The organism is Microlunatus antarcticus, from assembly GCF_014193425.1.
GTDB classification, from domain to species: domain Bacteria; phylum Actinomycetota; class Actinomycetes; order Propionibacteriales; family Propionibacteriaceae; genus Microlunatus; species Microlunatus antarcticus.
Genome location: NZ_JACHZG010000001.1, coordinates 2859502 through 2882150 on the forward strand (window position 1 = coordinate 2859502; position 22649 = coordinate 2882150).

18 protein-coding genes are annotated in these 22649 nt (G+C 72.3%); 14 read left to right on the top strand and 4 right to left on the bottom strand.

Translation table 11 applies throughout. The annotated features are described in order from the left end of the window. Positions 1 to 49: 49 nt before the first annotated feature. Complete coding sequence (locus FHX39_RS13330; RefSeq protein ID WP_183339143.1) at positions 50 to 3742, bottom strand: fibronectin type III domain-containing protein; 3693 nt, start codon at positions 3740 to 3742, stop codon at positions 50 to 52. A gap of 245 nt (positions 3743 to 3987) precedes the next feature. On the opposite strand from FHX39_RS13330, the gene gabT reads away from it, so the two are divergent. Further along, positions 3988 to 5337: a 4-aminobutyrate--2-oxoglutarate transaminase gene (gene gabT / locus FHX39_RS13335; protein ID WP_183339145.1), complete on the top strand. Its 1350-nt coding sequence runs from the start codon at positions 3988 to 3990 to the stop codon at positions 5335 to 5337. Between the two features lie 8 nt (positions 5338 to 5345). After that, the gene (locus FHX39_RS13340) at positions 5346 to 5741 is read left to right on the top strand and encodes a VOC family protein (protein ID WP_183339147.1); all 396 of its coding nucleotides are present in this window, start codon (positions 5346 to 5348) and stop codon (positions 5739 to 5741) included. A gap of 166 nt (positions 5742 to 5907) precedes the next feature. On the opposite strand, the gene FHX39_RS13345 is transcribed toward FHX39_RS13340, so the two are convergent. Genes FHX39_RS13345 through FHX39_RS13355 form a run of 3 tightly spaced genes read right to left on the bottom strand, consistent with a single transcriptional unit; the run spans position 5908 to position 9552 of the window. After that, positions 5908 to 7329, bottom strand: a complete 1422-nt coding sequence (locus FHX39_RS13345) for an aspartate aminotransferase family protein (protein ID WP_183339149.1) — start codon at positions 7327 to 7329, stop codon at positions 5908 to 5910. A gap of 58 nt (positions 7330 to 7387) precedes the next feature. After that, entirely contained in the window at positions 7388 to 7873 is a 486-nt protein-coding gene (locus tag FHX39_RS13350; protein WP_183339151.1) for an Lrp/AsnC family transcriptional regulator, read from the bottom strand. Then, positions 7870 to 9552: an APC family permease gene (locus FHX39_RS13355; RefSeq protein ID WP_183339153.1), complete on the bottom strand. Its 1683-nt coding sequence runs from the start codon at positions 9550 to 9552 to the stop codon at positions 7870 to 7872. Before FHX39_RS13355 ends, FHX39_RS13350 begins: the two co-directional genes overlap by 4 nt. A 107-nt stretch (positions 9553 to 9659) precedes the next feature. Between FHX39_RS13355 and FHX39_RS13360 the strand changes: the two genes are divergently transcribed. The 12 genes from FHX39_RS13360 to FHX39_RS13415 all read left to right on the top strand — a co-directional run bounded on the left by FHX39_RS13360 (position 9660) and on the right by FHX39_RS13415 (position 22557). Then, entirely contained in the window at positions 9660 to 10934 is a 1275-nt protein-coding gene (locus FHX39_RS13360) for a saccharopine dehydrogenase family protein (protein WP_183339155.1), read from the top strand. 232 nt (positions 10935 to 11166) lie between these two features. Then, positions 11167 to 12309 carry a CaiB/BaiF CoA transferase family protein gene (locus FHX39_RS13365; RefSeq protein ID WP_183339157.1) on the top strand — a complete coding sequence of 381 codons (1143 nt, stop codon included), beginning with the start codon at positions 11167 to 11169 and terminating at the stop codon, positions 12307 to 12309. Beyond that, a complete protein-coding gene (locus tag FHX39_RS13370) occupies positions 12299 to 13366 on the top strand; it encodes a LacI family DNA-binding transcriptional regulator (RefSeq protein WP_198423394.1) in 1068 nt (355 codons plus the stop codon). Before FHX39_RS13365 ends, FHX39_RS13370 begins: the two co-directional genes overlap by 11 nt. A 272-nt stretch (positions 13367 to 13638) precedes the next feature. Further along, entirely contained in the window at positions 13639 to 14766 is a 1128-nt protein-coding gene (locus tag FHX39_RS13375) for a Gfo/Idh/MocA family protein (protein ID WP_198423395.1), read from the top strand. Continuing rightward, positions 14763 to 15635 (top strand): fumarylacetoacetate hydrolase family protein, encoded by an 873-nt coding sequence (locus FHX39_RS13380; protein ID WP_183339159.1) that lies wholly within the window; start codon positions 14763 to 14765, stop codon positions 15633 to 15635. Before FHX39_RS13375 ends, FHX39_RS13380 begins: the two co-directional genes overlap by 4 nt. After that, entirely contained in the window at positions 15632 to 16426 is a 795-nt protein-coding gene (locus FHX39_RS13385; RefSeq protein ID WP_183339161.1) for an SDR family NAD(P)-dependent oxidoreductase, read from the top strand. The genes FHX39_RS13380 and FHX39_RS13385 overlap by 4 nt, the downstream gene beginning before the upstream one ends. Continuing rightward, a complete protein-coding gene (locus FHX39_RS13390) occupies positions 16419 to 17558 on the top strand; it encodes a CaiB/BaiF CoA transferase family protein (RefSeq protein ID WP_183339163.1) in 1140 nt (379 codons plus the stop codon). The genes FHX39_RS13385 and FHX39_RS13390 overlap by 8 nt, the downstream gene beginning before the upstream one ends. Beyond that, a complete protein-coding gene (locus tag FHX39_RS13395) occupies positions 17555 to 18718 on the top strand; it encodes an extracellular solute-binding protein (protein ID WP_183339166.1) in 1164 nt (387 codons plus the stop codon). The genes FHX39_RS13390 and FHX39_RS13395 overlap by 4 nt, the downstream gene beginning before the upstream one ends. After that, positions 18715 to 19167, top strand: a complete 453-nt coding sequence (locus FHX39_RS13400; RefSeq protein ID WP_183339168.1) for a MaoC/PaaZ C-terminal domain-containing protein — start codon at positions 18715 to 18717, stop codon at positions 19165 to 19167. The genes FHX39_RS13395 and FHX39_RS13400 overlap by 4 nt, the downstream gene beginning before the upstream one ends. Then, on the top strand, positions 19164 to 20363 hold the full coding sequence (locus tag FHX39_RS13405; RefSeq protein WP_183339170.1) for an ABC transporter substrate-binding protein: 1200 nt from the start codon (positions 19164 to 19166) through the stop codon (positions 20361 to 20363). Before FHX39_RS13400 ends, FHX39_RS13405 begins: the two co-directional genes overlap by 4 nt. Further along, positions 20360 to 21700, top strand: a complete 1341-nt coding sequence (locus FHX39_RS13410) for an L-fuconate dehydratase (RefSeq protein ID WP_183339172.1) — start codon at positions 20360 to 20362, stop codon at positions 21698 to 21700. The genes FHX39_RS13405 and FHX39_RS13410 overlap by 4 nt, the downstream gene beginning before the upstream one ends. Then, a complete protein-coding gene (locus FHX39_RS13415) occupies positions 21697 to 22557 on the top strand; it encodes an amidohydrolase family protein (RefSeq protein ID WP_183339174.1) in 861 nt (286 codons plus the stop codon). Before FHX39_RS13410 ends, FHX39_RS13415 begins: the two co-directional genes overlap by 4 nt. Positions 22558 to 22649 lie beyond the last annotated feature (92 nt).

Here is a 22649-nt window from a genome sequence, read left to right on the forward strand (position 1 = left end):
ACACGGTAGCCGCGTCCCGCACGCGCTGCGCGCGGCCTCGTGGGTGGGCTCAGTCGCGCACGACCACCACCACGCGCCGGTTGGTCCACCGGCTCGTGGACTTCCCGCCGACGAGGACCGGACGGGTGAGCCCGTACGCCTTCTTCTTCAACGACAGCTCCTGCGGCAGATCGCGGCGCAGGGCGTCGCAGACCGCGTCGGCGCGCTGGGCCGAGAGCGACTTCAGGTGGGCCGTCCGGCCGCGGTAGTCGGTGTAGCCCTCGCAGGTCACGGCCCTGACGTAGGTGAGGCTGCGCGCGACCTCCTTCACCTGCGCCCGGCCCTTCGTGGTGAACCGCGCGTCGCCGCTGTGGAAGAGCCGGTTCAGGTCGGTCGCCTGGCCCGGCTGCAGCTGCCGACCCTTCAGGGCGGTCGCGGGCATCGCGACCGTGCCGTCGGCGGAGCGCAGCGTCGCCCGGGTGGTCCGCAGCCTGCCGTGGTAGGACTGCGGCTTCTTCGGCACCGCGACCTCGGCCGCCGCGGCGGCCGGGCTGACCGGGTCGGCGAACCACTGGAGCGTCGTCGCGCCCGTCGTGGTGGCGATCCCGGCCCCCTGCGCGTTCCTGGCCCGCACCGCGACGTCGTAGTGCCGGCCGTTCAGGACCGGGACGACCGCCAGGGCGAGGGGGTCCGTACCGGTCGGGCGGGCCGTCGACCACGTCTGTCCGCCGTCCAGGCTCAGCTCGTAGCCGGTCACCGGAAGACCCCCGTCAACGGCAGGCGTCCGGAAGGACAGGTCCAGCCGCCGGTCGCCCGGCGTGACCTGCAGGGCCTGCGGCACCGAGGGCGGCCCGGTCACCGTCACGGCGTCCGAGGTCGTCGCCGCACCGCGGCCGGTGCCGCTCTTCTCCGGGTCGGTGTTCGACGCGGTGACCGTGAACGTGTAGGCGACCCCGGTCGGGAGGCCGGTGATCGTGCAGCTGGTCGACGTCGTCTCGCAGGTGCGCCCTCCGGGCTGCACGACCACCCGGTAGCCGACCAGCGCCGACCCGCCGTCCGAGGCCGGCCGGCTCCAGCTCACCGAGACCTTGCCGTCCGACACGGCGACCGCCAGGTCGCGCACCGCGCCCGGCACCGTGGCCGGCGTTGCCGCGAGCCCTCCGGAGGGCGTCCCGGCGCCCACCGCGTTGACGGCGCGCACGGACACCACGTAGCGCCGACCGTTGCCGAGCGCGCTGTGGACCACGCCGGTCAGGTGGTCCCCGGTCGCGACGGAGTCGAGCGCGACCCAGGTGTGACCACCGTCGACGGTCGCCTCGTAGCCCAGCACGTCGCTCCCGCCGTCGGTCTCGGGCGCGTCGAACACCAGGGCGAGGGACGCGTCGCCGGACGTGACGCCGAGCAGCTCCGGGGCGGAGGGCTTCCCGGCCGGAGTGACCGCCTCGGAGGCGTCCGACGGCGACGACTCGCCGACGTCGTTGGTCGCCCGCACGGTGAAGGTGTAGGAGGTTCCGTTCTCGAGACCGGGCACCGTGCACGGGCTCGCCTCGCACGGGACCTCGTGCCCGCCGGGCTCCACGCCGACGACGTAGCCGGTGATCGGGGAGCCGTTGCTGGCCGGTGCGGTGAAGGAGACGCGGACCTCCTCGTCGCCCCGCACGGCGGAGACGCCGGTCGGGGTCCCGGGTCGGCGCGCGGGCGTCACCGACGGCTCGCCCGCCGCCTCTCCGGGCCCGACGTCGTTCCGGGCGCGGACCTCGAACACGTACGTGACGCCGTTGGTCAGGCCGTCGACGGTGGCGGTGAGGGAGCCGTGGCCGTCGACCTCGAGCGCCGTCCACGTGTCGCCGCCATCGACGCTGACCTCGTACGCCGTGACGTCCGACCCGCCGTCGCTGCCCGGGGCGTCGAAGCCCAGGACCGCCGAGCCGTCACCGCGCTCGGCCGTCAGCCCGGTCGGAGCCCCGGGGACGGTGGCGGGGACGACCGGCGAGGTCGGCTCCGACGCCTCCCCGAGCCCGGCGGAGGTCCTCGCCCGGACCTCGAACGTGTAGGAGGTGCCGTTGGTCAGTCCCTCGACCGTGCACGGGCTCGTGGTGCAGGACGTGACGTCCCCGCCCGGGGTGGTCTCGACCAGGTAGCCCGTGACCGCGGCACCGCCGTCCTGCGCGGGTCGCGCGAACGTCAGCGTCACCTTCTGGTCGCCGCGCCTCGCGGTGACCGAACGGGGAGCGTCGGCCAGGCCGGCCGGCGTCACCTCCGCCGGCTCGGAGGCGACCGAACGGCCCGCGTCGTTCACGGCCCGGACGGTGAGGGCGTACGTCGTCCCGTTCTCGAGCCCCGTGACCAGGCAGGGGCTGACCGCGCAGCTGACCTCGTCGCCGCTCGACCCGACCTGGACGACGTAGCCCGTCACCGGGGAGCCGCCGTCGGCGGCGGGTGCCGTGAAGGACACCGTCGCGGAGGCGTCGGTCGCGACGGCTCTGATGTCCGTCGGGGCGCCCGGCGCGACGGCCGGGGTCACCGCGTCGGACGCAGCGGAAGGCTCGCCGGTGCCCAGGGCGTTCATCGCGCGGACGGTGAAGGTGTACGCGGTCCCGTTCGTGAGGCCGTCGACCTCGCAGGGGCTGGTCGCACAGCTGGTCACGGTGCCGCCCGGAGCGGTCGTCACGGTGTACCCCGTCACCACGGAGCCGCCGTCGCTCGCCGGAGCGTCGAAGGAGACGCTGGCCGACGCGGCCCCGCGGGTGGCGAGCACGCCGGTCGGCGCACCCGGCACACCTCGGACGTCGATGGTCGCCGTCGACGTCGCGATCCCGTTGAAGGTCGTTGCGCCCACGGCCTGGTCGCCGTACTCGACGACGTAGCCGGAGGTGCCGTCGTTGGAGGGCGGCAGGTCGTTCCAGCTGCCGATGCCTCCCCAGTTGGTCACCGCGGCCCACTCCCCGGAGTAGTTGTCGTACCAGGCCCCCGCGTTGTTCGGCTCTCCGGGGGCCCAGCTGCGGTAGACGCCAGGGTCGGCGACGTCCTGACAGACCTCGAAGAAGTTGACGCAGCTGCTGATCACCTGGCCGGCGAGGGGCCCGTCGCCCCACACCCACGTCCGCGTCGGGTAGTCGTCGACGCTCCGCGCGCCGAACCAGACCGACCGAGCCCCCTCGATGCGGGTGGAGACCAGGTCGTTGACGGCAGCGGAAGCCATCGTCGCCAGGTAGCCGTGCTGACCGAGGAACGTCCGCTGCTGCGCCTCGGCCCGGGCCGTGTCCGCGTCGATCGCGGGGGCGGGGACGTACTCGTAGAAGTGCTGGTTGGTCGGGGAGTACACGAAGCCGGGGGTGTCGAGCAGCGCCGCCACGGTCACGTCGGCGGTGACGCCGGCGTCGGACCCCGTCGTGATGGCCAGCGTGGCCAGGGCGCTGTTCAGGTCCTCGGTCACGCCGGAGAAGGTGATCGAGGACGTGCCCGCCCATGCGTTGCCGAACGCGAGGTCGAGGCCGGTGGTGGTCGCCACGGACAAGGTCCCGCGATCGGTGCTGACCGTGACCTGGAGCGACGCGTCGTCGGCGGCCCCGCCGACGCTCGCCCCGGTCAGACCGGTGGTCGCGTCCGGAGGCACGAGTGCGGTGGTCGGGGCCGTGGTGACGAGACCGGCGCCCGCGAGGGCGACCGGACCGGCCACCAGGACGCTCAGCGCCCCGAGGACCAGCGCGACGATAACGGTGCAGGCGCGTCGGACGTACCCCACGCGGGGACCTGAGGACATGCGGGTGCTGCTCCTTCGTCCCCGAGTCGGACGGGCGCACGTGAGGGCGGCCCGGAGCGTCGATCTGAGACGGAGCGTAGCGGCAGGGCGCCCCCGTCGCTGAGAGTTCTTCATGTTCGGCTCAGCAGACGACCACGGGGCGGATCTGCGCCTCGCCGCCCTCCGCGCGGGCACCCGGCCGCTCCTCCGACCGACCGGCCGGTCCTAGGCTGGGCGTCGACGCACCCCGGCCCAGGAGGAACACCATGTCCGTGACCGACCGCACCGCGCTGGGTGGCCCGACGCTGCCCCAGGAACGTCGCCTGGTGACGAGCATCCCGGGCCCGCGCTCGCTGGATCTGGCGGACCGCCGCAAGGCCGCCGTCGCGTCGGGCGTCGCCTCGTCGATGCCCGTGTACGCGGTCGCGGCCGGCGGCGGCGTCCTGGTCGACGTCGACGGCAACTCGCTGATCGACCTGGGCTCCGGGATCGCCGTCACGACCGTCGGCAACGCGGACCCCGCGGTGGCCGCGGCCGTCGCCGCGCAGGCCGCGCAGCTGACGCACACCTGCTTCACCATCACCCCGTACGAGGGCTACGTCGAGGTGGCCGAACGCCTCAACCGGCTCACCCCGGGCGACCACGCCAAGCGGTCCGCGCTGTTCAGCTCGGGCGCCGAGGCGGTCGAGAACGCGATCAAGATCGCGCGGCACCACACGGGACGTTCCGCAGTGGTCGCCTTCGACCACGCGTACCACGGCCGCACCAACCTGACGATGGCCCTGACGGCGAAGTCGATGCCCTACAAGGCCGGCTTCGGACCGTTCGCGAGCGAGGTCTACCGCGCACCGATGTCGTACCCCTACCGCGACGGCCTGTCCGGGCCGGAGGCCGCCAAGCGCGCGATCTCGGTGATCGAGAAGCAGGTCGGCGCCGCCGACCTCGCCGCGGTGATCATCGAGCCGGTCCAGGGCGAGGGCGGCTTCGTCGTCCCCGCCGAGGGCTTCCTGCCCGCGCTGCGGGCGTGGTGCACGGAGAACGGCGTGGTCTTCATCGCCGACGAGATCCAGTCCGGCTTCGCGCGGACGGGTGACCTGTTCGCGAGCGAGCACGAGGGCCTGGTCCCCGACCTGATCACCACGGCCAAGGGCATCGCCGGCGGCCTGCCGCTGTCGGCCGTGACCGGTCGCGCCGAGATCATGGACGCGGTGCACGGCGGGGGGCTCGGCGGGACGTACGCGGGCAACCCGGTGGCGTGCGCGGCGGCGCTCGCGTCGCTCGACCACTTCGAGCACGACGGTCTCGTCGAGCGGGCCCGCGAGATCGGGACGCTGCTGCTCGACCGCCTCGCCTCGGCCCAGGCCGACGACCCGCGCATCGGCGACGTCCGCGGCCGCGGCGCCATGATCGCCATCGAGCTCGTCGATCCCGCCACGGGCGAGCCGGACGCGGCGCTGACCGCGGCCGTCGCGAAGCGGACCGCGAGCGAGGGCGTGATCGTCCTGACCTGCGGCACGTACGGCAACGTCATCCGGCTCCTGCCGCCGCTGGCGATCGACGACGCCCTGCTGAGCGAGGGCCTCGAGGTCCTGCTCGGGGCGCTCGCCGCCAGCTGAGCAGCGCCGTGGACCTCAAGCTCGAGCTCGTGCAGGTCCCGGTCACCGACGTCGACCGGGCTCTGGCCTTCTACACCGACCGGCTGGGCTTCGTCCTCGACGTCGACGTGCGCCCGGTGGAGGGCATGCGGGTCGTCCAGCTCACCCCGCCCGGCTCGGCCTGCTCGATCCTGCTGGGCACCGGCATGGGCGAGTCGTCCTCCATGACGCCCGGCAGCCAGAAGGCCCTGCACCTCGTGGTCGCGGACATCGCCTCCGCCCGCCAGGAGCTGCTCGACCGCGGCGTGGAGGTGGCCGAGGTCGTCGACGTCGGGGGTGGGGTCCGCTACGCCTGGTTCGCGGACCCGGACGGCAACTCCCTGGCTCTGCAGGAGATGCCCTGGCGCACGGGCGAGAACTTCTAGCCCTTGACACCTCGGAACGGTTGGTCCTGCAGAACGCTCCCTGAGCTTGTCGAAGGGCCCGGAACGGGTTGGCGTTCTCCACCCACTTCAGCAAGAACGCTGACCTCTTCGAGGCCCTTCGACGAGCTCAGGGAGCGTTCTCGCACCTCCCGCAGGAGCGTTCTCGCTAGATCAGCGCCCAGGCGCGCGTGAGGACGTCGCGGAGGATCGACTCCATCTGGTCGAACTCGGACTGCCCGCTGATCAGCGGCGGGGCGAGCTGGATGACGGGGTCGCCGCGGTCGTCGGCACGGCAGTAGAGGCCGGCCTCGAAGAGCGCGCCCGACAGGAACCCGCGCAGCATCCGCTCGGACTCGTCGGCGTCGAAGGTCTCCTTCGTCGTCTTGTCCTTGACCAGCTCGATGCCGTAGAAGAAGCCCTCGCCGCGGACGTCGCCGACGATCGGCAGGTCCAGCAGCTTCTCCAGCGTCCGGCGGAACGCCGGGCCCTCGGTGTGCACGTGCTCGTTGAGCCTCTCGCGCTCGAAGAGGTCGAGGTTGGCCATCGCGACCGCGGCCGAGACCGGGTGCCCACCGAACGTGTAGCCGTGGGCGAAGGTCGTCGTGCCGTGCGCGAACGGCTCGAACAGCCGCTCGCTGGCGATCATGGCGCCGATGGGTGAGTAGCCCGAGGTCATGCCCTTGGCGCAGGTGATGATGTCGGGCACGTAGCCGAGGTCGTCGCAGGCGAACATCGACCCGATCCGGCCGAACGCGCAGATGACCTCGTCGGAGACCAGCAGCACGTCGTGCTCGTCGCAGATCTCGCGGACGCGCTCGAAGTAGCCGGGGGGCGGGGGGAAGCAGCCGCCGGCGTTCTGCACCGGCTCCAGGAACACGGCCGCGACGGTGTCGGGGCCCTCGAAGAGGATCGCCTCCTCGATGCGGTCCGCCGCCCAGCGGCCGAAGGCCTTGCCGTCGCCGGCGAAGACATCGGGCGCGCGGTACGCGTTGGTGTTCGGCACCCGGAACGTGCCCGGCACGAGCGGCTCGTAGACCTCCTTGAGCGCGGGGATGCCGGTGATCGCCAGGGCGCCCTGGGTGGTGCCGTGGTAGGCGACCGAGCGCGAGATGACCTTGGTCTTGAGCGGCTTGCCGACCAGCTTGAAGTACTGCTTCGCCAGCTTCCAGGCGCTCTCGACGGCCTCGGCACCGCCGGTGGTGAAGAAGACCCGGTTGAGGTCGCCGGGCGCGTAGTGCGCGAGCCGCTCGGCGAGGTCGATCGCCGCCGGGTGCGCGTACGACCAGAGCGGGAAGAAGGCGAGGTCGCGGGCCTGCTTGGCTGCGGCCTCGGCGAGCTCGTGCCGTCCGTGGCCCGCCTGCACGACGAACAGCCCGGCCAGCCCGTCGAGGTAGCGGCGGCCGCGGTCGTCCCAGATGTACGCCCCCTCGCCGCGCACGATGATCGGCACCTCGTGGCCCTCGCCGTACGCCGACTCGCGCGTGAAGTGCTTCCACAGGTGGTTCCGGGCCGCGAGGCCGCGGTCGGTGCCGCGCGGCGTGGTGGTGCCCGCGGACTCCTGGGCGACTTCCTGGGGTGTGCTGGTCATGCCGTGCTCCTTGCGATCTTCGTGGATGTCGTCTGACGGGGGCTGGGACCGGTGATCGTCACCGGGTGCCCCAGTCGTAGCGCTGCCGGTGGAGCTTGAGGTAGAGGAACGTCTCCGTGCTGCTCACGCCGGGCAGCCGGCGGAGGCGGGCGAGCAGGTCGAGCAGGTGGTCGTCGTCCTCGCAGACGACCTCGACCAGGAGGTCGAACGTCCCGGCCGTGCTGACGAGGTACTCGACCTCGGGCAGCGCCTCGAGCGCCTCGAGCGGGGAGCTCGGGTCGCCGTCCACGCGGATGCCGATCATGGCCTGGCGGGTGAATCCGACCTGCGTCGGGTCGGTGACCGCGACCACCTGGATCACGCCCCCGTCGACGAGCTTCTGCACCCGCTGGCGCACCGTCGACTCCGACAGGCCGACCGCGGCGGCCAGCGCGGCGTACGACTGCCGGCCGTCGCGCTGCAGCATCTCGACCAGCGCCCGCGACACGTCGTCCAGGACGGGAGGACGACGAGCCGCCCGGGGGGTGGGCTCGGGGAGGTTCATCGTCCCGGCGGGTCCTGGTCCTGCGGCCGGACCGCGGAGGCGCCGGGCGGCAGGTTGGAGCGGTCGGGCGCGATGACCGTGGCCATCTCGCCCGAGTCGGGCAGGGCCACGCGCGGCTGCTGGGTCCCACCGTGCACCAGCAGGAGCTCGTCGGCGGCCAGCTTGGGCAGCGTCTCGCCCCGGAAGTAGGCCGGGTGGCGTGCCTGCCAGGCCAGCATCAGCACCACGCCGAGCAGGAGCGAGCCGATGCCGAGCACGAAGACGCCGCCGATGCCGAAGATCGAGGTCTCGCCGAAGTCGGGCTGCGCGTACTGGTAGGACGCGATGACGAAGGCGCCGAGCAGCATGACCCCGCCGAGGAGCGGGAAGAGCCCCCGCATCACGAAGTTCCGCAGGCTCGAGGTCAGCGTCCGGCGGTAGAACCAGACGCAGGCGAAGCCGGTGAGGCCGTAGTAGAAGGCGATCAGCAGGCCGACGGCGGCGATCGAGTCGGCCAGGATGTTCTCGCTGATCAGGGTCATGCCGACGTAGAAGACGATCGAGATCGCGCCCATCCAGATCGTCGAGGTGCTCGGCGACAGGTGCGTAGGGTGGATCCGGGCGAAGCGGGCGGGCACGGCGCGGTAGGCCGCCATCGACAGCGAGGTCCGCGCCGTCGGCAGGATCGTCGTCTGCGTGGACGCCGAGGCGGACGTGAGGACGGTGATCACCAGCAGCACCTCCATCACGTGGCCGAGCGCGCTGTCGCCGAACACCTGCGTCCCGAGGGCGGCGAAGATGTCGTCGGCGTTGGCCTCGTTGCCCAGGCCCACGCCGGAGTCCCCCACCCCGGCGAAGGCGACCATGGCGATCGAGACGATGGCGTACGTCGCGAGCAGCAGCAGCGTCGACAGGATGGCGGCGCGGCCCGGCGTGGTGGCCGGGTCCTTGGTCTCCTCGTTCACCGCCACGGCGCTGTCCCAGCCCCAGTAGATGAAGACGGCGATGAGCACGGCCGTGACGAGCGCGTTCAGGCTCAGCCCCGACGGCCAAAGCCAGGTCAGGCTCGGCGTGATCGAGCCCTCGGGCGGGTTCGAGCCGAAGACGCGGACGAGCGCGTAGACGGCGAAGATCACGAGCACCACCAGCTCGATCCCGAGCAGGCAGTACTGGATCCGGGCCGACAGCTCCAGGCCGCGCCAGCAGACGTAGGTCATGATCGCGATCCAGAGGACACCGGCGACCGTGCTCCAGAAGGTCGAGTCCGCCAGCGTGGTGAGCCCGAAGAGCGAGAACGTGTACTGCCCCGCGATCTGCGCCAGGTTCGCCATGACGATGATGTCGGCGACGATGATCCCCCAGCCGCCCATCCAGCCGGCCTTCGGCCCGAACGCGCGGGTCGCCCAGGTGAAGGTCGTCCCGCAGTCCGGCTCGGCCTTGTTGAGCTCCGCGTACGCGACGGCGATGAAGTACATCGGCAGGAAGGCGAGCAGCATGATCGACGGGGCCTTGACGCCGACCAGGCCGTCGCCGTTCGCCACCAGCACCACGTAGCCCAGGCTCGCGGCCAGGCTGTAGGCCGGCGCGGTGGAGGCGACGGCGACCACGATGCTCGAGACGAGGCCGATGGCGCCGCCCTTGAGCCCCTTCTCGCCCGCCGCCGCACCGGTGCCGGTCGTGTCCTGGACTGTGGTCGCCATGGGGCCTCCCGAGTGCCGACATCTTTTCGCAGCCGTCGAATATGGCGCGGAATCCGCGATTTCTGGGAGTCTAGGGCTCCGATTCCCGTTTGTGGAGAGGCAAGTCGATGCGGATTCTGCTGGTCGGTGCGGGCGGGGTGGGTGACGCGATCGCGCGCATCGCCGCTCGGCGCTCGTTCTTCGAGGCGCTGGTCGTGGCCGACTACGACCAGGCCCGGGCGGACCGTACGGTCGCCGCCGTGCGGGAGCGCAACCCCGGGGAGACGCGCTTCGTCGCCGACCGGGTCGACGCGTCCGACGCGACGGCGGTGGCCGAGGCCGTCCGGCGCCACGGCGCCACCCACGTGATGAACGCCGTGGACCCGCGCTTCGTCATGCCGATCTTCGAGGGCGCCCGGCAGGCCGGGGCGGACTACCTCGACATGGCGATGTCGCTGTCGCGGCCGCACCCCGAGCACCCGTACTCCCAGACCGGCGTCAAGCTCGGCGACGAGCAGCTCGCGCAGGACGAGGCGTGGCGCGCCGACGGCCGGCTCGCGCTGGTCGGCATCGGCGTCGAGCCGGGGCTCTCGGACGTCTTCGCGCGCTACGCGGTCGACCACCTCTTCTCCCACGTCACCGAGCTGGGCGTGCGCGACGGCGGCAACCTGTCCGTCGCCGGCTACGCCTTCGCGCCGGGCTTCTCGATCTGGACCACGATCGAGGAGTGCCTCAACCCGCCGGTCGTCTACGAGCGCGACCGCGGCTGGTACACGATCGAGCCGTTCAGCGAGCCGGAGGTGTTCGACTTCCCGGGCGGCATCGGCCCGGTCGAGTGCGTGCACGTCGAGCACGAGGAGGTCCTCCTCATGCCGCGCTGGCTCGACGCGGACAAGGTGACCTTCAAGTACGGCCTCGGCACCGAGTTCATCGACGTGCTCAAGGCGCTGCACAAGGTGGGCCTGGACAAGACCGACCCGGTCGACGTCAAGGGGGTGAAGGTGTCGCCGCGCGACGTCGTCGCGGCCTGCCTCCCGGACCCGGCCGGGCTCGGTGACGCGATGTCAGGCGCGACGTGCGCCGGGCTGCTCGTCACCGGTACGGGCGTGGACGGCCAGCCGCGCAAGGTCTACCTGTCCCACGTCGTCGACAACGCCGACTCGATGCGCATCGACGGCGCGCAGTGCGTGGTCTGGCAGACGGCGCTCAACCCGGTCGTCGCCCTCGAGCTCCTCGCCACCGGCGTCTGGTCGGGCGCCGGCGTCCTCGGGCCGGAGGCGTTCGACGCCGTCCCGTTCCTCGACCTGCTCGCCTCCCCCGACGGCTACGACTCCCCCTGGGAGCTGAACGAGCTCACGCCGCAACGCTCCCTGAGCCTGTCGAAGGGCAACAACGCCCCCTGAGCCTGTCGAAGGGCCTCGAAGAGGTCGGCTCTTGATCCTCCCAATTCGCGCGAGTGGCGCCACCCGTAACGCCTCCGCGGCGTGTCTCGTGTGGGGTGGCGCCACTCGCGCGGTGAAAGCCAGCGGGAAGAGAGGGTGAAGAGGCCACACCGGGCGGGTTGGTTGCTCCCCCGAACGCCTCCGCCGTACTCTCGGCCCGTCGGACGGCTGGCGTCGTGACGATCGGAGGGCTGTGCTCGACCGCGAGGACCTCCCGCTGGACGGAACGGTCGTGCTCGACTTCAGCCAGTTCCTGGCCGGCCCGGTCGCGGCCCTGCGGCTGGCGGACCTCGGCGCCCGGGTGATCAAGGTCGAGCGGCCCGTGACCGGCGAGATCGGGCGGACCCTCGCCTTCGCCGGCCGGTGGATCGACGGGGACACGGCGTCGTTCCACGCGATGAACCGGAACAAGGAAGCCGTCGTCGCCGACCTCAAGGACCCGGCCGACCTCGCCCTGGTGAAGGATCTCGTACGCCGCGCCGACGTCCTGCTCCACAACTTCCGCCCCGGCGTCATGGAACGTCTCGGGCTCGACCACCCCACCGTCGCCCAGCTCAACCCCGGGCTCGTCTACGCCAGCGCCTCCGGCTACGGGGCCGACGGACCGTGGGCCGGCCGCCCCGGGCAGGACCTGCTCGCGCAGTCGGTCTCGGCGCTGCCCTGGGTGAGCGGTTCCGGGGACCGCCCGGTCACGGTGGGCCTCTCGCTCGCCGACCACCTGCTCAGCTGCCACATCGCGCAGGGGGTCGTCGCGCTCCTGGTCCGCCGGGCCCGGACCGGGCGCGGCGGGCTGGTCGAGACCAGCCTGCTGGAGGGCATGCTCGACCTCCAGCTCGTACGCCTGACCGACCGGCTCAGTGCGACCGCGACTTCCGAAGCCGAGTCGGATGAGCTCGCTCCGGCTCCCGTCTCGGGGGTCTTCCCCACCGAAGACGGCTGGCTGGCCCTGACCGCAGCGCCCGGTCGGTTGACCCAGCTCCTCGGGACCGTCGCAGCCTCGGCGGCCGAGCTCCCGGACCTCCTCCGCGGCCGCACCACCGACGCGTGGCTCGACCTCCTCGACGCCGACGGCGTCTGGTGCTCACCGGTGCTGACGCTGGAGGAGCTGCTCGTCCACGACGCGTTCCGCGCGGTGGACATGACCCAGACCGTCGAGCGGCCGCCGCGGGAGCCGGGCGGCGAACCCGTACGCCTGACCACGACCCGCAGCCCCATCCGCATCGACGGCGAACCGCTCGTCAGCGGACGCGGCTCCCCCCGCCTGGGCGCGCAGGGCCGCGTCGGCACGAGCGCGGTCCTCACCGACGACGACGGGGAGGCGTGGCGTGAGCGCTGACGGCGGGCCCGCCGACGAACCCGTCCGCGCCTCCGCGACCGCGGCGGTGACGCTGTCCGAGGTCGCCGCGCGCGCCGGCGTGTCCGTCTCGGCCGTCTCGAAGGTGCTGCGCGGGAACGCGGCGATCCGCGTCAGCCCCGACACCCGCCAGCGGATCCTGACGGCGGCCGAGGAGCTGCGCTACCGGCCCAACTTCGCCGCCCGCGCGCTCCAGGCCGCGCGCACCCAGGTGTTGGGGCTCGTGGTCCCCGACCTGACCAACGCGCTCTTCACCGAGCTCATGCACGGCGTCGAGGACGAGGCCGCGGCGCACGGCTACACGGTCCTGCTCGGCCGCCTCGACACCGACCGGCCGCAGACCGAGGTCATCGCCCGGCTGCTCGGCGAGGGCCGGGTCGACGGTCTGGTGCTCCAGGCCACCGACGGCGTGGACCCGGCCGCGCTGGCCCAGCTGCTCGACCCCCGGGCGGCGGTCGTGCTGATCAACTCCGTCGCCCCCGGCCGCGCCTCGTCGGTCACCGTCGACGACGTGGGCGGCGGCCGGACCGCGACCGAGCACCTCGTCGAGCTGGGCCACACCCGGATCGCCCTCGCCGGCGGGCTGCCGACGTCCTACACGGCCCAGCGCCGGCGCCGGGGTCATCAGCAGGCGATGCGGGCGGCCGGGCTCGACCCGCGCGCCGACCACGAGACCGCGCTCGGCTACACCGCCGACCAGGGTCGGCAGGCCCTGCGGGCGCTGATGCAGCTCGACCCGCGGCCGACCGGCATAGTCGTCGCCAACGTGAACGCCGCCGTCGGGCTGCTCGCCGAGGCCCACGCCCTCGGGATCGACGTCCCCGGTGACCTGTCCGTGGTCACCGTCCTCGACTCCTGGACCGCGGAGAACACCTGGCCACCGCTCACCGCCGTCCGCATGCAGTTCTACGCGATGGGCCGGACGGCGGTCACCAGCGTGATCCGCCGCATCGGGGACGCGACGATGACCGACGAGGTGATCCTCGACCCCGCCCCCGTGCTGGTGGTGCGAGGGTCGACCGCTTCCCTGTCGCCCTGAGGCGTCGAGCCGTCGAATCGGCGGAAGCCCCTCGGCTCCGAAGACCTCCGGCGAGGGATTCCCTCACTTTGGAGCGCCAGAGGGGTGCTTAGCCGCTCATAACGCTTGAACGGCGCCTCTGGCGCTTCGAAGTGAGGGGGCGTCTCACAACATGACGTCGGCGTCCGGGCGCAAGACCCGCCGTTGACCTCGACCGTCGCCGTGGTCTAACGTTTGATCAGCGTCGAGGGCGACACACCGGGTGCCGCTCGCCCACCCGCGAAGGAGTCACCGTGCCGCCGTACGCCGCGGGTGACCCGAGTACGCTGCCCGAGCGGTCCCCGCACCCCGGCTACCGCCTCGTCCTCCCGGAACGGCCCCGGCCGATCGTGCTCATCGGGGCCGGCGGCATCGTCCGGGACGCGCACCTGCCCGCGTACGCGAAGGCCGGCTTAACCGTCGCCAGTCTCACCGACCTCGACCGGGGCCGCGCACGGACGCTGGCGGACGCGTACGGCGTCGCGGAGACCTACGACGACGTCGCCGGCGCGGTCGCCCACGCGCCCGCCGACGCGGTGTACGACGTCGCCCTCCCGCCCGAGGCGCACATCGGGGTGCTCGAGCAGCTCCCGGACGGAGCCCCGGTGCTGCTGCAGAAGCCGCTCGGCAACGACCTCGCCGACGGCGTCCGCACCCGCGAGGTCTGCCACCGCAAGGGGCTCGTAGCCGCCGTCAACACGCAGCTGCGCTTCGCCCCGTACGTCGCCGCCGCCCGCGAGCTCATCGCCGCGGGCACCATCGGCGAGCTGTACGACGTCGAGGTCCGGGTCTCGGTGAACACGCCGTGGGAGATGTTCCCGTACGTGCTCGACCTCCCCCGCCTCGAGATCAACATGCACAGCGTCCACTACCTCGACCTGCTGCGCTCGTTCCTGGGCGACCCGACCGGCGTCTCCGCGGTGACCGTCCGCCACCCCGCCAAGACCGTCGCCAACACCCGCTCCGACATCGCCCTGACCTACGGCGACCGGCCCATCCGGGTCGTGGTGTCGACGAACCACGACCACCACTTCGGCGCCCCGTACGAGGAGAGCTTCGTTAAGTGGGAGGGCACGCAGGGCGCCGTCCGCGCTCAGCTGGGACTCCTGCTCGACTACCCGCGCGGGGGCGAGGACAGGCTCGAGGTCGTCACCGACGACCGGCTCGACGAGGGCTGGCGCCCGCTGCCCTTCAAGGGCTCGTGGTTCCCCGACGCCTTCATCGGGTCGATGAGCGTCCTGCAACGCTTCTGCGAGGGCTCGATCCCCTCGCTCCCGACGTCGGTCGACGACGTCTTCCGCACCATGGCCGTCGTCGAGGCGGCCTACCGCTCCGCAGCCAGCGGCGGCGAGCCACCCCCGTTCGACGAAGGAGCACGATGAGACTCGCCCGCCTGGGCCCTGCCGGAGCCGAGATCCCCACGGTGGTCGTCGACGGCACCCACCACGACCTCCGCCCGGTGCTGGACTCGCTCGGGGTCGCCGACCTCGGACCCGCGTTCTTCGCCGCCGACGGCCTGGCGCGGGCCGCCACCGCCGTGGCCGACGGCACGCTGCCCGAGCTGCCCGGCGCGGCGGACCTGCGCGTCGGCGCACCCCTCGCCCGTCCCGGCAAGATCGTCTGCATCGGCCTCAACTACCGCGACCACGCGGCGGAGACCGGCGCGGCGCTGCCGGAGGAGCCGATCATCTTCATGAAGGACCCGAGCACCGTCGTCGGCCCGTTCGACCGCGTCCTCGTGCCGGTCGGCTCGACCAAGACCGACTGGGAGGTCGAGCTCGGCGTCGTCATCGGCCGTACGGCGCGCTACCTCGGCTCCCCCGCCGAGTCGCGCGACCACGTGGCCGGCTACGTGCTGTCGCACGACGTGTCGGAGCGCGAGTTCCAGCTCGAGCGCGGCGGCCAGTGGGACAAGGGCAAGAGCTGCGAGACGTTCAACCCGCTCGGCCCCGAGCTGGTCACGGCGGACGAGGTCGCCGACCCGCAGGACCTGCGCCTCACGCTCTCGGTCAACGGCGTGGCCCGCCAGGACGGCACGACGGCCGACATGATCTTCGGCGTCGACCACGTGATCTGGTACCTGAGCCAGTTCATGGTCCTCGAGCCCGGGGACGTCATCAACACAGGCACGCCGGCCGGGGTCGCCCTCGGCCTGCCCGACCACCCCTACCTGAAAGCAGGCGACGTCGTGGAGCTCGAGATCACCGGCCTCGGCCGGGGCCGGCAGACGTTCGAGCAGGCGACCCGATGAGCCCCGTGGAGCCGAGCCAGGAGTTCGCCGGGCTGGTCGCCGTCGTGACCGGCGGCGGGGCCGGCATCGGGCTGGCCGTCGTCGAGGAGCTCGTGGCGCGCGGGGCGCACGTCGCCGCGCTCGACGTCGACCCCAGCGGTGCCCCGGAGGGCGTCCTGGCGGTCCCCTGCGACGTCCGCGACCGCGCGTCGGTCGACGCGGCCATCGCCACGGTCGTGTCCGAGCTCGGGCAGCTCGACGTCGTCGTGAACAACGCCGGGATCAGCGCCGTCGGCACGGTCGAGGACCTCTCCGACGACGACTGGTCACGCGTCCTGGACGTCAACGTCGTCGGGATCGCCCGCGTGTCGGCCGCCGCCATGCCGTACCTGCGCCGCTCCGACGCCGCGGCCATCGTCAACACGTGCTCGATCGCGGCCCTGGTCGGGCTCCCCCAGCGCACCCTGTACGCCGCGTCGAAGGGTGCGGTGCTCGCCCTCACCTTCGCCATGGCGACCGACCACGTCGGCGAGGGCATCCGCGTCAACTGCGTGGCACCGGGGACCGTCCACACCGGGTTCGTGGACCGGATGCTGGCGACGTTCCCCGACCCGGTCAAGGAGAAGGCCGCGATGGACGCCCGCCAGGCCATCGGCCGGATGGTGACGCCCGAGGAGGTCGCGTACGCGGTCGCCTACCTGGCCAGCCCGCGCGCGGGCTCGACCACGGGCACCTCGCTCGAGGTCGACGGCGGCGCCACCCACCTGCGCGCCCGCCAGGTCCAGAAGCGTGACGGCGGCGACGGTGCCTGAGGGCTCCGACGAGCTGGACCTGCCGCTGGAGGGCGTGACCGTCCTCGACTTCAGCCAGTTCCTCGCCGGGCCGGTCGCGGCCCTGCGGCTCGCTGATCTTGGTGCGCGCGTGATCAAGATCGAGCGCCCGGGCACGGGCGACCTCGGTCGGACCCTCGCGTTCGGCGGGCGGATGGCCGGGGCGAGCTCCATGTCGTTCCACGCGATGAACCGCAACAAGGAGAGCATCACCGCCGACCTGAAGGACCCCGCCGACCTGGCGATGGTGCGCGACCTCGTGGCCACCGCCGACGTGATGATCCAGAACTTCCGCCCCGGCGTGATGGAACGCATCGGCCTTGACCACGCGTCGGTCTCCACGATCAACCCGAAGATCATCTACGGCAGCGTCAGCGGCTACGGCGACGCCGGCCCGTTCAAGGACCGGCCCGGCCAGGACCTGCTGGCCCAGGCCATCTCCGGGCTGCCGTGGCTGAACGGCTCGCGCGAGGACCCGCCCGTCCCCGTCGGCCTGTCCGTCGCCGACCACCTCGCCAGCTGCCACCTGGCGCAGGGCATCACCGCCCTGCTCGTGCGCCGCTACCGCACCGGCCGCGGCGGCCTCGTGCAGACCAGCCTCTTCGAGGCCCTGCTCGACCTGCAGTTCGAGCTGCTCACCACCCGCCTGAACGACCCGACCGTCGCGGTGCAGCGCAAGGGTCCGCGCTCGGCGCACGCGTTCCTGCCCGCCCCGTACGGCATCTACCCCTGCTCCGACGGCTACCTCGCCATCGCGATGAACCCGGTCCCGACCATCGGGCGCCTGCTCGGGCTGCACGAGCTGACCTCGATGAGCGACCCGAGCGCCTGGTGGGAGCGGCAGGAGGAGATCGAGGAGCTGATCGCCGATCGGCTGCGGACCGACACCCGTGACGCGTGGCTCGCGCTGCTCGACGCCGAGGACGTCTGGTGCGCACCCGTCCTGACGCTGGAGGAGCTGATCGCGCACGAGGGCTTCGCCGCCATCGCGATGACCCAGCAGGTCAGCGCCGACGACCTCACCCTGACCACCACCCGCAGCCCGATCCGTGTCGACGGCCACCGCCTGACGAGCGAGCGACCCGGCCCGGCCCTGGGCGAGCACAACCGATGACCCTCCCGATCACGACACTGCGCGGCATCACCTGGGAGCACCCCCGCGGCTACGACTGCCAGGTCGCGGCGGCCGCCGAGTACGAGCGGCGGACGGGGGTCCGGGTCGAGTGGGAGTTCCGGTCGCTGCAGCTCTTCGCCGACGCGCCCCTCGAGGACCTCACCGCGCGCTACGACCTGCTGGTCATCGACCACCCGCACGTGCCCCTGGCGGCCAAGGCCGGGCTGCTCGCCGCCCTCGACGGGGCCGGGCACGACGAGGAGCTGGCCGCGCTGGCCGCCGACTCGGTCGGGCCGAGCCACGCGACGTACGCGCACGCCGGCCACCAGTACGGCCTCGCCACCGACACCGCGTCACAGGTCGCGGTTCACCGGCCCGACCGGCTCCCGGACGCGCCAACGACCTGGGACCAGGTGCTCGAGCTGGCGGACGAGGGTCGGGTGATCTGGCCGGCCAAGCCGATCGACGCGTGGTCGAGCCTCTGCACAATCGCGGCCAACCGCGGGACCCCGGTGGGGGCCTCGCCGGGCGTGTTCCTCTCCGCCGAGGACGCCGCCCCCGTCCTCGACCTGCTGCACCGCCTCGCCGACCGGGTCCCGGCCTGGTGCCTGTCGGCCAACCCCATCCAGGTCGCCGAGGCGCTCGCGGCCGAGAGCGACGAGGTCTGGGCCTACGCGCCGCTGCTCTACGGCTACAGCAACTACTCCCGCGCCGCGTTCCGTCCGCAGCGGCTGCGCTACGTCGACATGCCGGCCGGCCTGCGCGGGGTCGCGGGCTCCCAGCTCGGCGGCGCCGGGGTTGCGGTATCAAGCCGTGCCTCCGATCTGGCCGCGGCGCGCGCGTACGCGCTGTGGGTCGCCTCGCCGGAGATCCAGTCGGGCCTCTACTACGACGCCGGCGGCCAGCCCGGCTACGGGGCGTCATGGGACGACGACCGGCTCAACGCGGACTCGCTCGACTTCTTCCGCGGGACCCGCCGGACGGTCGAGGAGTCGTGGGTGCGCCCGCGCACCGCCGGACTCATCGAGCTCCAGGACACGGTCTCGCCCTGGGTCACCAAGACGCTGCGGCGCGACCTGAGCGACGAGACGCTGCTGCACCGCGCGAACGAGCTGGCCGCGCGTCTGCTGGTCGAGCAGGACACAAGGGAGGACCGATGAAGACCGAGGACCGCTGGTTCGAGGACTACCAGATCGGCGAGAGCCGAACGTCGGTCGGGCGCACGATCACCGAGACCGACGTCGTCATGCACGCCGGCCAGACGGGCGACTTCTTCCCGCACCACATGGACGCGGAGTGGATGAAGACCCAGCCCGCCGGCCAGCGAATCGCCCACGGCACGCTGATCCTCTCCGTCGCGGTCGGCATGACGGCGACGGACATCAACCCGCAGGCGATGTCGTACGGCTACGACAAGATCAGGTTCATCAAGCCGGTCTTCATCGACGACACGATCACCGTCACCGCGGCGATCACCGAGCTCTCTGACCACAAGAAGCAGCCCGACCGCTACGGCTACGTCCACGAGCTCGTCACCGTCAACAACCAGCGCGACGAGACCGTGATGGTCCTGACGCACCTCTACCTGACCAACAAGCGCGGCGGATGAGCTCGGCGCCGCTGACGCTCTTGGGCCGCGAGTTCGACGGGTTCCGTCGAGCCGTGTCCGCGCACGCCACGGCCTGGCCGTCGGGCGGCACCGAGGGTGTACGGGCGACCTGGCTCGGGCTGCCCGAGCTGGAGGCTGCCGCTCTCGGGCCCGACGACCCGACCGCCGACCTGCTCGTCGTCCCCGCCGACTGGCTGCCCGCGCTGGCGGCGAGCGGGCGGATCCGCGGCCTGACGCCGTACCTCGAGCAGACCTCGCCAGAGGGTTGGCCGGACGCGTGGTCGCCGTCCTTCCACGAGGGCATCACCTGGGGAGACGACGTCTACGGCTTGCCGTTCCACGACGGTCCGCAGTTGCTGTTCACGCGACCGTCGCTGCTCGCCGAGCACGGGCTCCAGCCACCGACGACCTGGTCGGATCTGCTCGCCCAGGCCGCCGCTCTGCAGGAGCCCGGCGTCCGCGCCGGCACCGTCCTCGCCGGCAAGCCCGACGGCCACAACAACGTCTACGACCTCGTGCTGCACCTGCGCCGCTTCGGCGGCGACCTCATCGATGCCCACGGCCGGATCGTTCTCGGCACCGCCCCGATGCGCGCCGCGCTCGCCTTCCTGCGCGAGGTCGTCACCACGCTGGTGAGTCCGGCTGCCGCGCAGATGGACAGCAACGACAGCGGCTCGGAGTTCGCCGCCGGACGCGTCGGCGTCACCGTGAACTGGGCCGGCTACTCGTCGCTGGCCGCCGCCGGCGCGGTGGCGGAGGACTTCGCCTGCGCGGTCGCCCCGACCCACGACGACGGCAGCCCGACCGTCACCGTCAACGCCTTCTGGGTCACGTGCGTGACGACGGCCTGCGCCGACCCCGACCGCGCCTGGGACTACGTCCGCCACGCGGCTTCCGCGGAGACGGACCTCGAGACCACCCGCGCCGGCGCGTCCGGCGCCCGCCGGAGCACCTGGGCCGATCCCGATCTCCTCGTCGACCACCCCGAGCACGCGCTGTTCGAGCAGGCCCACGCGCACTCCCGCCCGCTGCCCCGCGTACCCGAGCTGCCCACTCTCGTCCAGGTGCTCAACGAGCTGGTCGACGCCGTCGTCTGGCGCGGCGAGCCCGTCGAACCGGCCCTCGCCGCAGCCTCCGCTGCCGCGGCATCCTTCGCCCCACCCCTGCCGCTGAACCCAACCAGGAGCCCCTCATGACCCGCATCGTCGCCGTCGACGTCGTCGACCTCCGCTTCCCGACCTCGCTGTCGCTGGACGGCTCCGACGCCATGAACAAGGACGCCGACTACTCCGCGGCCTATGTCGTGCTGCGCACCGACGACCCGGATCTGGCCGGGCACGGCTTCACCTTCACCATCGGGCGCGGCAACGACATCTGCGTGCTCGCCGCCGAGCACCGCGCCGCCCCGCTGATCGGCCGCGACGTCGCCGACGTGGTCGGCGACCTCGGCGGGACGTACCGCGGGCTCGCCTCGGACTCGCAGCTGCGCTGGCTCGGCCCGGACAAGGGCGTCGAGCACCTGGCCATGGCCGCCGTGATGAACGCCGTCTGGGACCTCGCCGCCCGGGTCGCCGGCAAGCCGCTGTGGCAGCTGCTCGTCGACATGGACCCCGAGGTGCTCGTCGACACCCTCGACCTCACCTACCTCAGCGACGTCCTGACCCGCAACGAGGCCGTCGCGATGCTGACGGAGTCGGTCCCCGACCGGGCCGAGCGCATTGCCGACCTCGGCCGCACGGGCTACCCCTGCTACACGACCTCCGCCGGTTGGCTCGGCTACTCCGACGACAAGCTGCGCCGCCTCGCCGCCGAGGCGCTCGAGCAGGGCTTCCGCCACGTGAAGCTCAAGGTCGGCGCGAACCTCGAGGACGACGTACGCCGCTGCTCGATCGCGCGCGAGGTCATCGGCTGGGACGCGAACCTCATGATCGACGCCAACCAGGTCTGGGACGTGCCGCAGGCCATCGAGTGGGTGCGGGCGCTGGCCGAGTTCAAGCCGCTGTGGATCGAAGAGCCGACCAGCCCGGACGACGTGCTCGGCCACGCCACGATCCGCAAGGCGGTCGCGCCGATCGGCGTCGCGACGGGCGAGCACGGCATGAACCGGGTGCTGTTCAAGCAGCTGTTCCAGGCGGAGGCGATCGACTTCTGCCAGCTCGACGCGGCCCGGCTGGCTTCGATCAACGAGATCGTGCCCGTCTACCTGATGGCGAAGAAGTTCGGCGTCCCGGTCTGCCCGCACGCCGGCGGCGTCGGGCTCTGCGAGCTCGTGCAGCACCTGTCGGTCTTCGACTACGTCGCGGTGTCGGGGACGACCGAGCACCGGGTGACCGAGTTCGTCGACCACCTGCACGAGCACTTCACCGACCCCTGCATCGTGGACGACGGCGCGTACGTGCTCCCGTCGCGGCCCGGCTACAGCGCGGAGATCAAGACCGCCTCCGTCGCCGAGTACGCCTTCCCGGACGGGACCTTCTGGGCCGGCCGCAGCTCCGCTGCCGATGTTGTCGACCCCGAGGGGGCGCTGCGGTGATCATCGACTCCCACCTGCACGTCTGGGACCTCGACCGCTCGCCCTACTCCTGGATCGACCGGGACGTCCCGCCGTTCAACCGCACCTTCACCTTCGACGAGGTCGCGCCCCAGCTCGAGCAGAACGGCGTCGACGCCGTCATCCTCGTCCAGGCCGACGACGACGACCGCGACACCGACCTGATGCTCGAGGTCGCCGCCGAGCGGCCCGAGGTCGTCGGCGTGGTCGCCTACATCCCGCTCGAACGCCCGGCCGAGGCCGCAGCCCGCCTCGAGGTGCTGCAGGCCAACCCGTACGTCGTCGGCATCCGCAACCTGACCCACGATCGCGCGGACCCGGACTGGGTCCTGCGCCCCGACGTGGACGAGACCCTCGGCCTGATCGAGCAGGCCGGCCTCCCCTGGGACCACGTCGCCGTCCTTCCCCGCCACCTCGAGCACGTGGCGACGATCAGCGAGCGCCACCCGGACCTGCGCATCGTCATCGACCACTTGGCCAAGCCACCGATCGGCGAGGCGTCCTACGAACCCTGGTGGAGCCTCATCGGAGTCGCCGCCCAGAACCCGCTCGTGCACGCCAAGATCTCCGGCTTGTACCCCGGCGCTGACCTCGCGTCCTGGACCATCGACGGGGTTCGCCCGTTCGTAGACCGCGCACTCGACGTCTTCGGCGCGAACCGACTCATGTACGGCGGCGACTGGCCGATCTCCATCGTCGCCGGCGACTATGGGCCGGTCTTCGACGGCCTGCGTACGGTGCTTGTGGGCCTATCGAAGGCAGAGGCCGAAAACGTGTGGTCACACACAGCCCAACGAATGTATGGCGCCGATCCCCTCGGTCAACGGAAGGGCACGTAGAGCCACACTGCGGTCGCAGCCACCCTCGTCAGGCAGAGTCACCGCGTGCTCGGTTGCTCGGAGACTTCAGCGCATCACAACGACCCTTAACT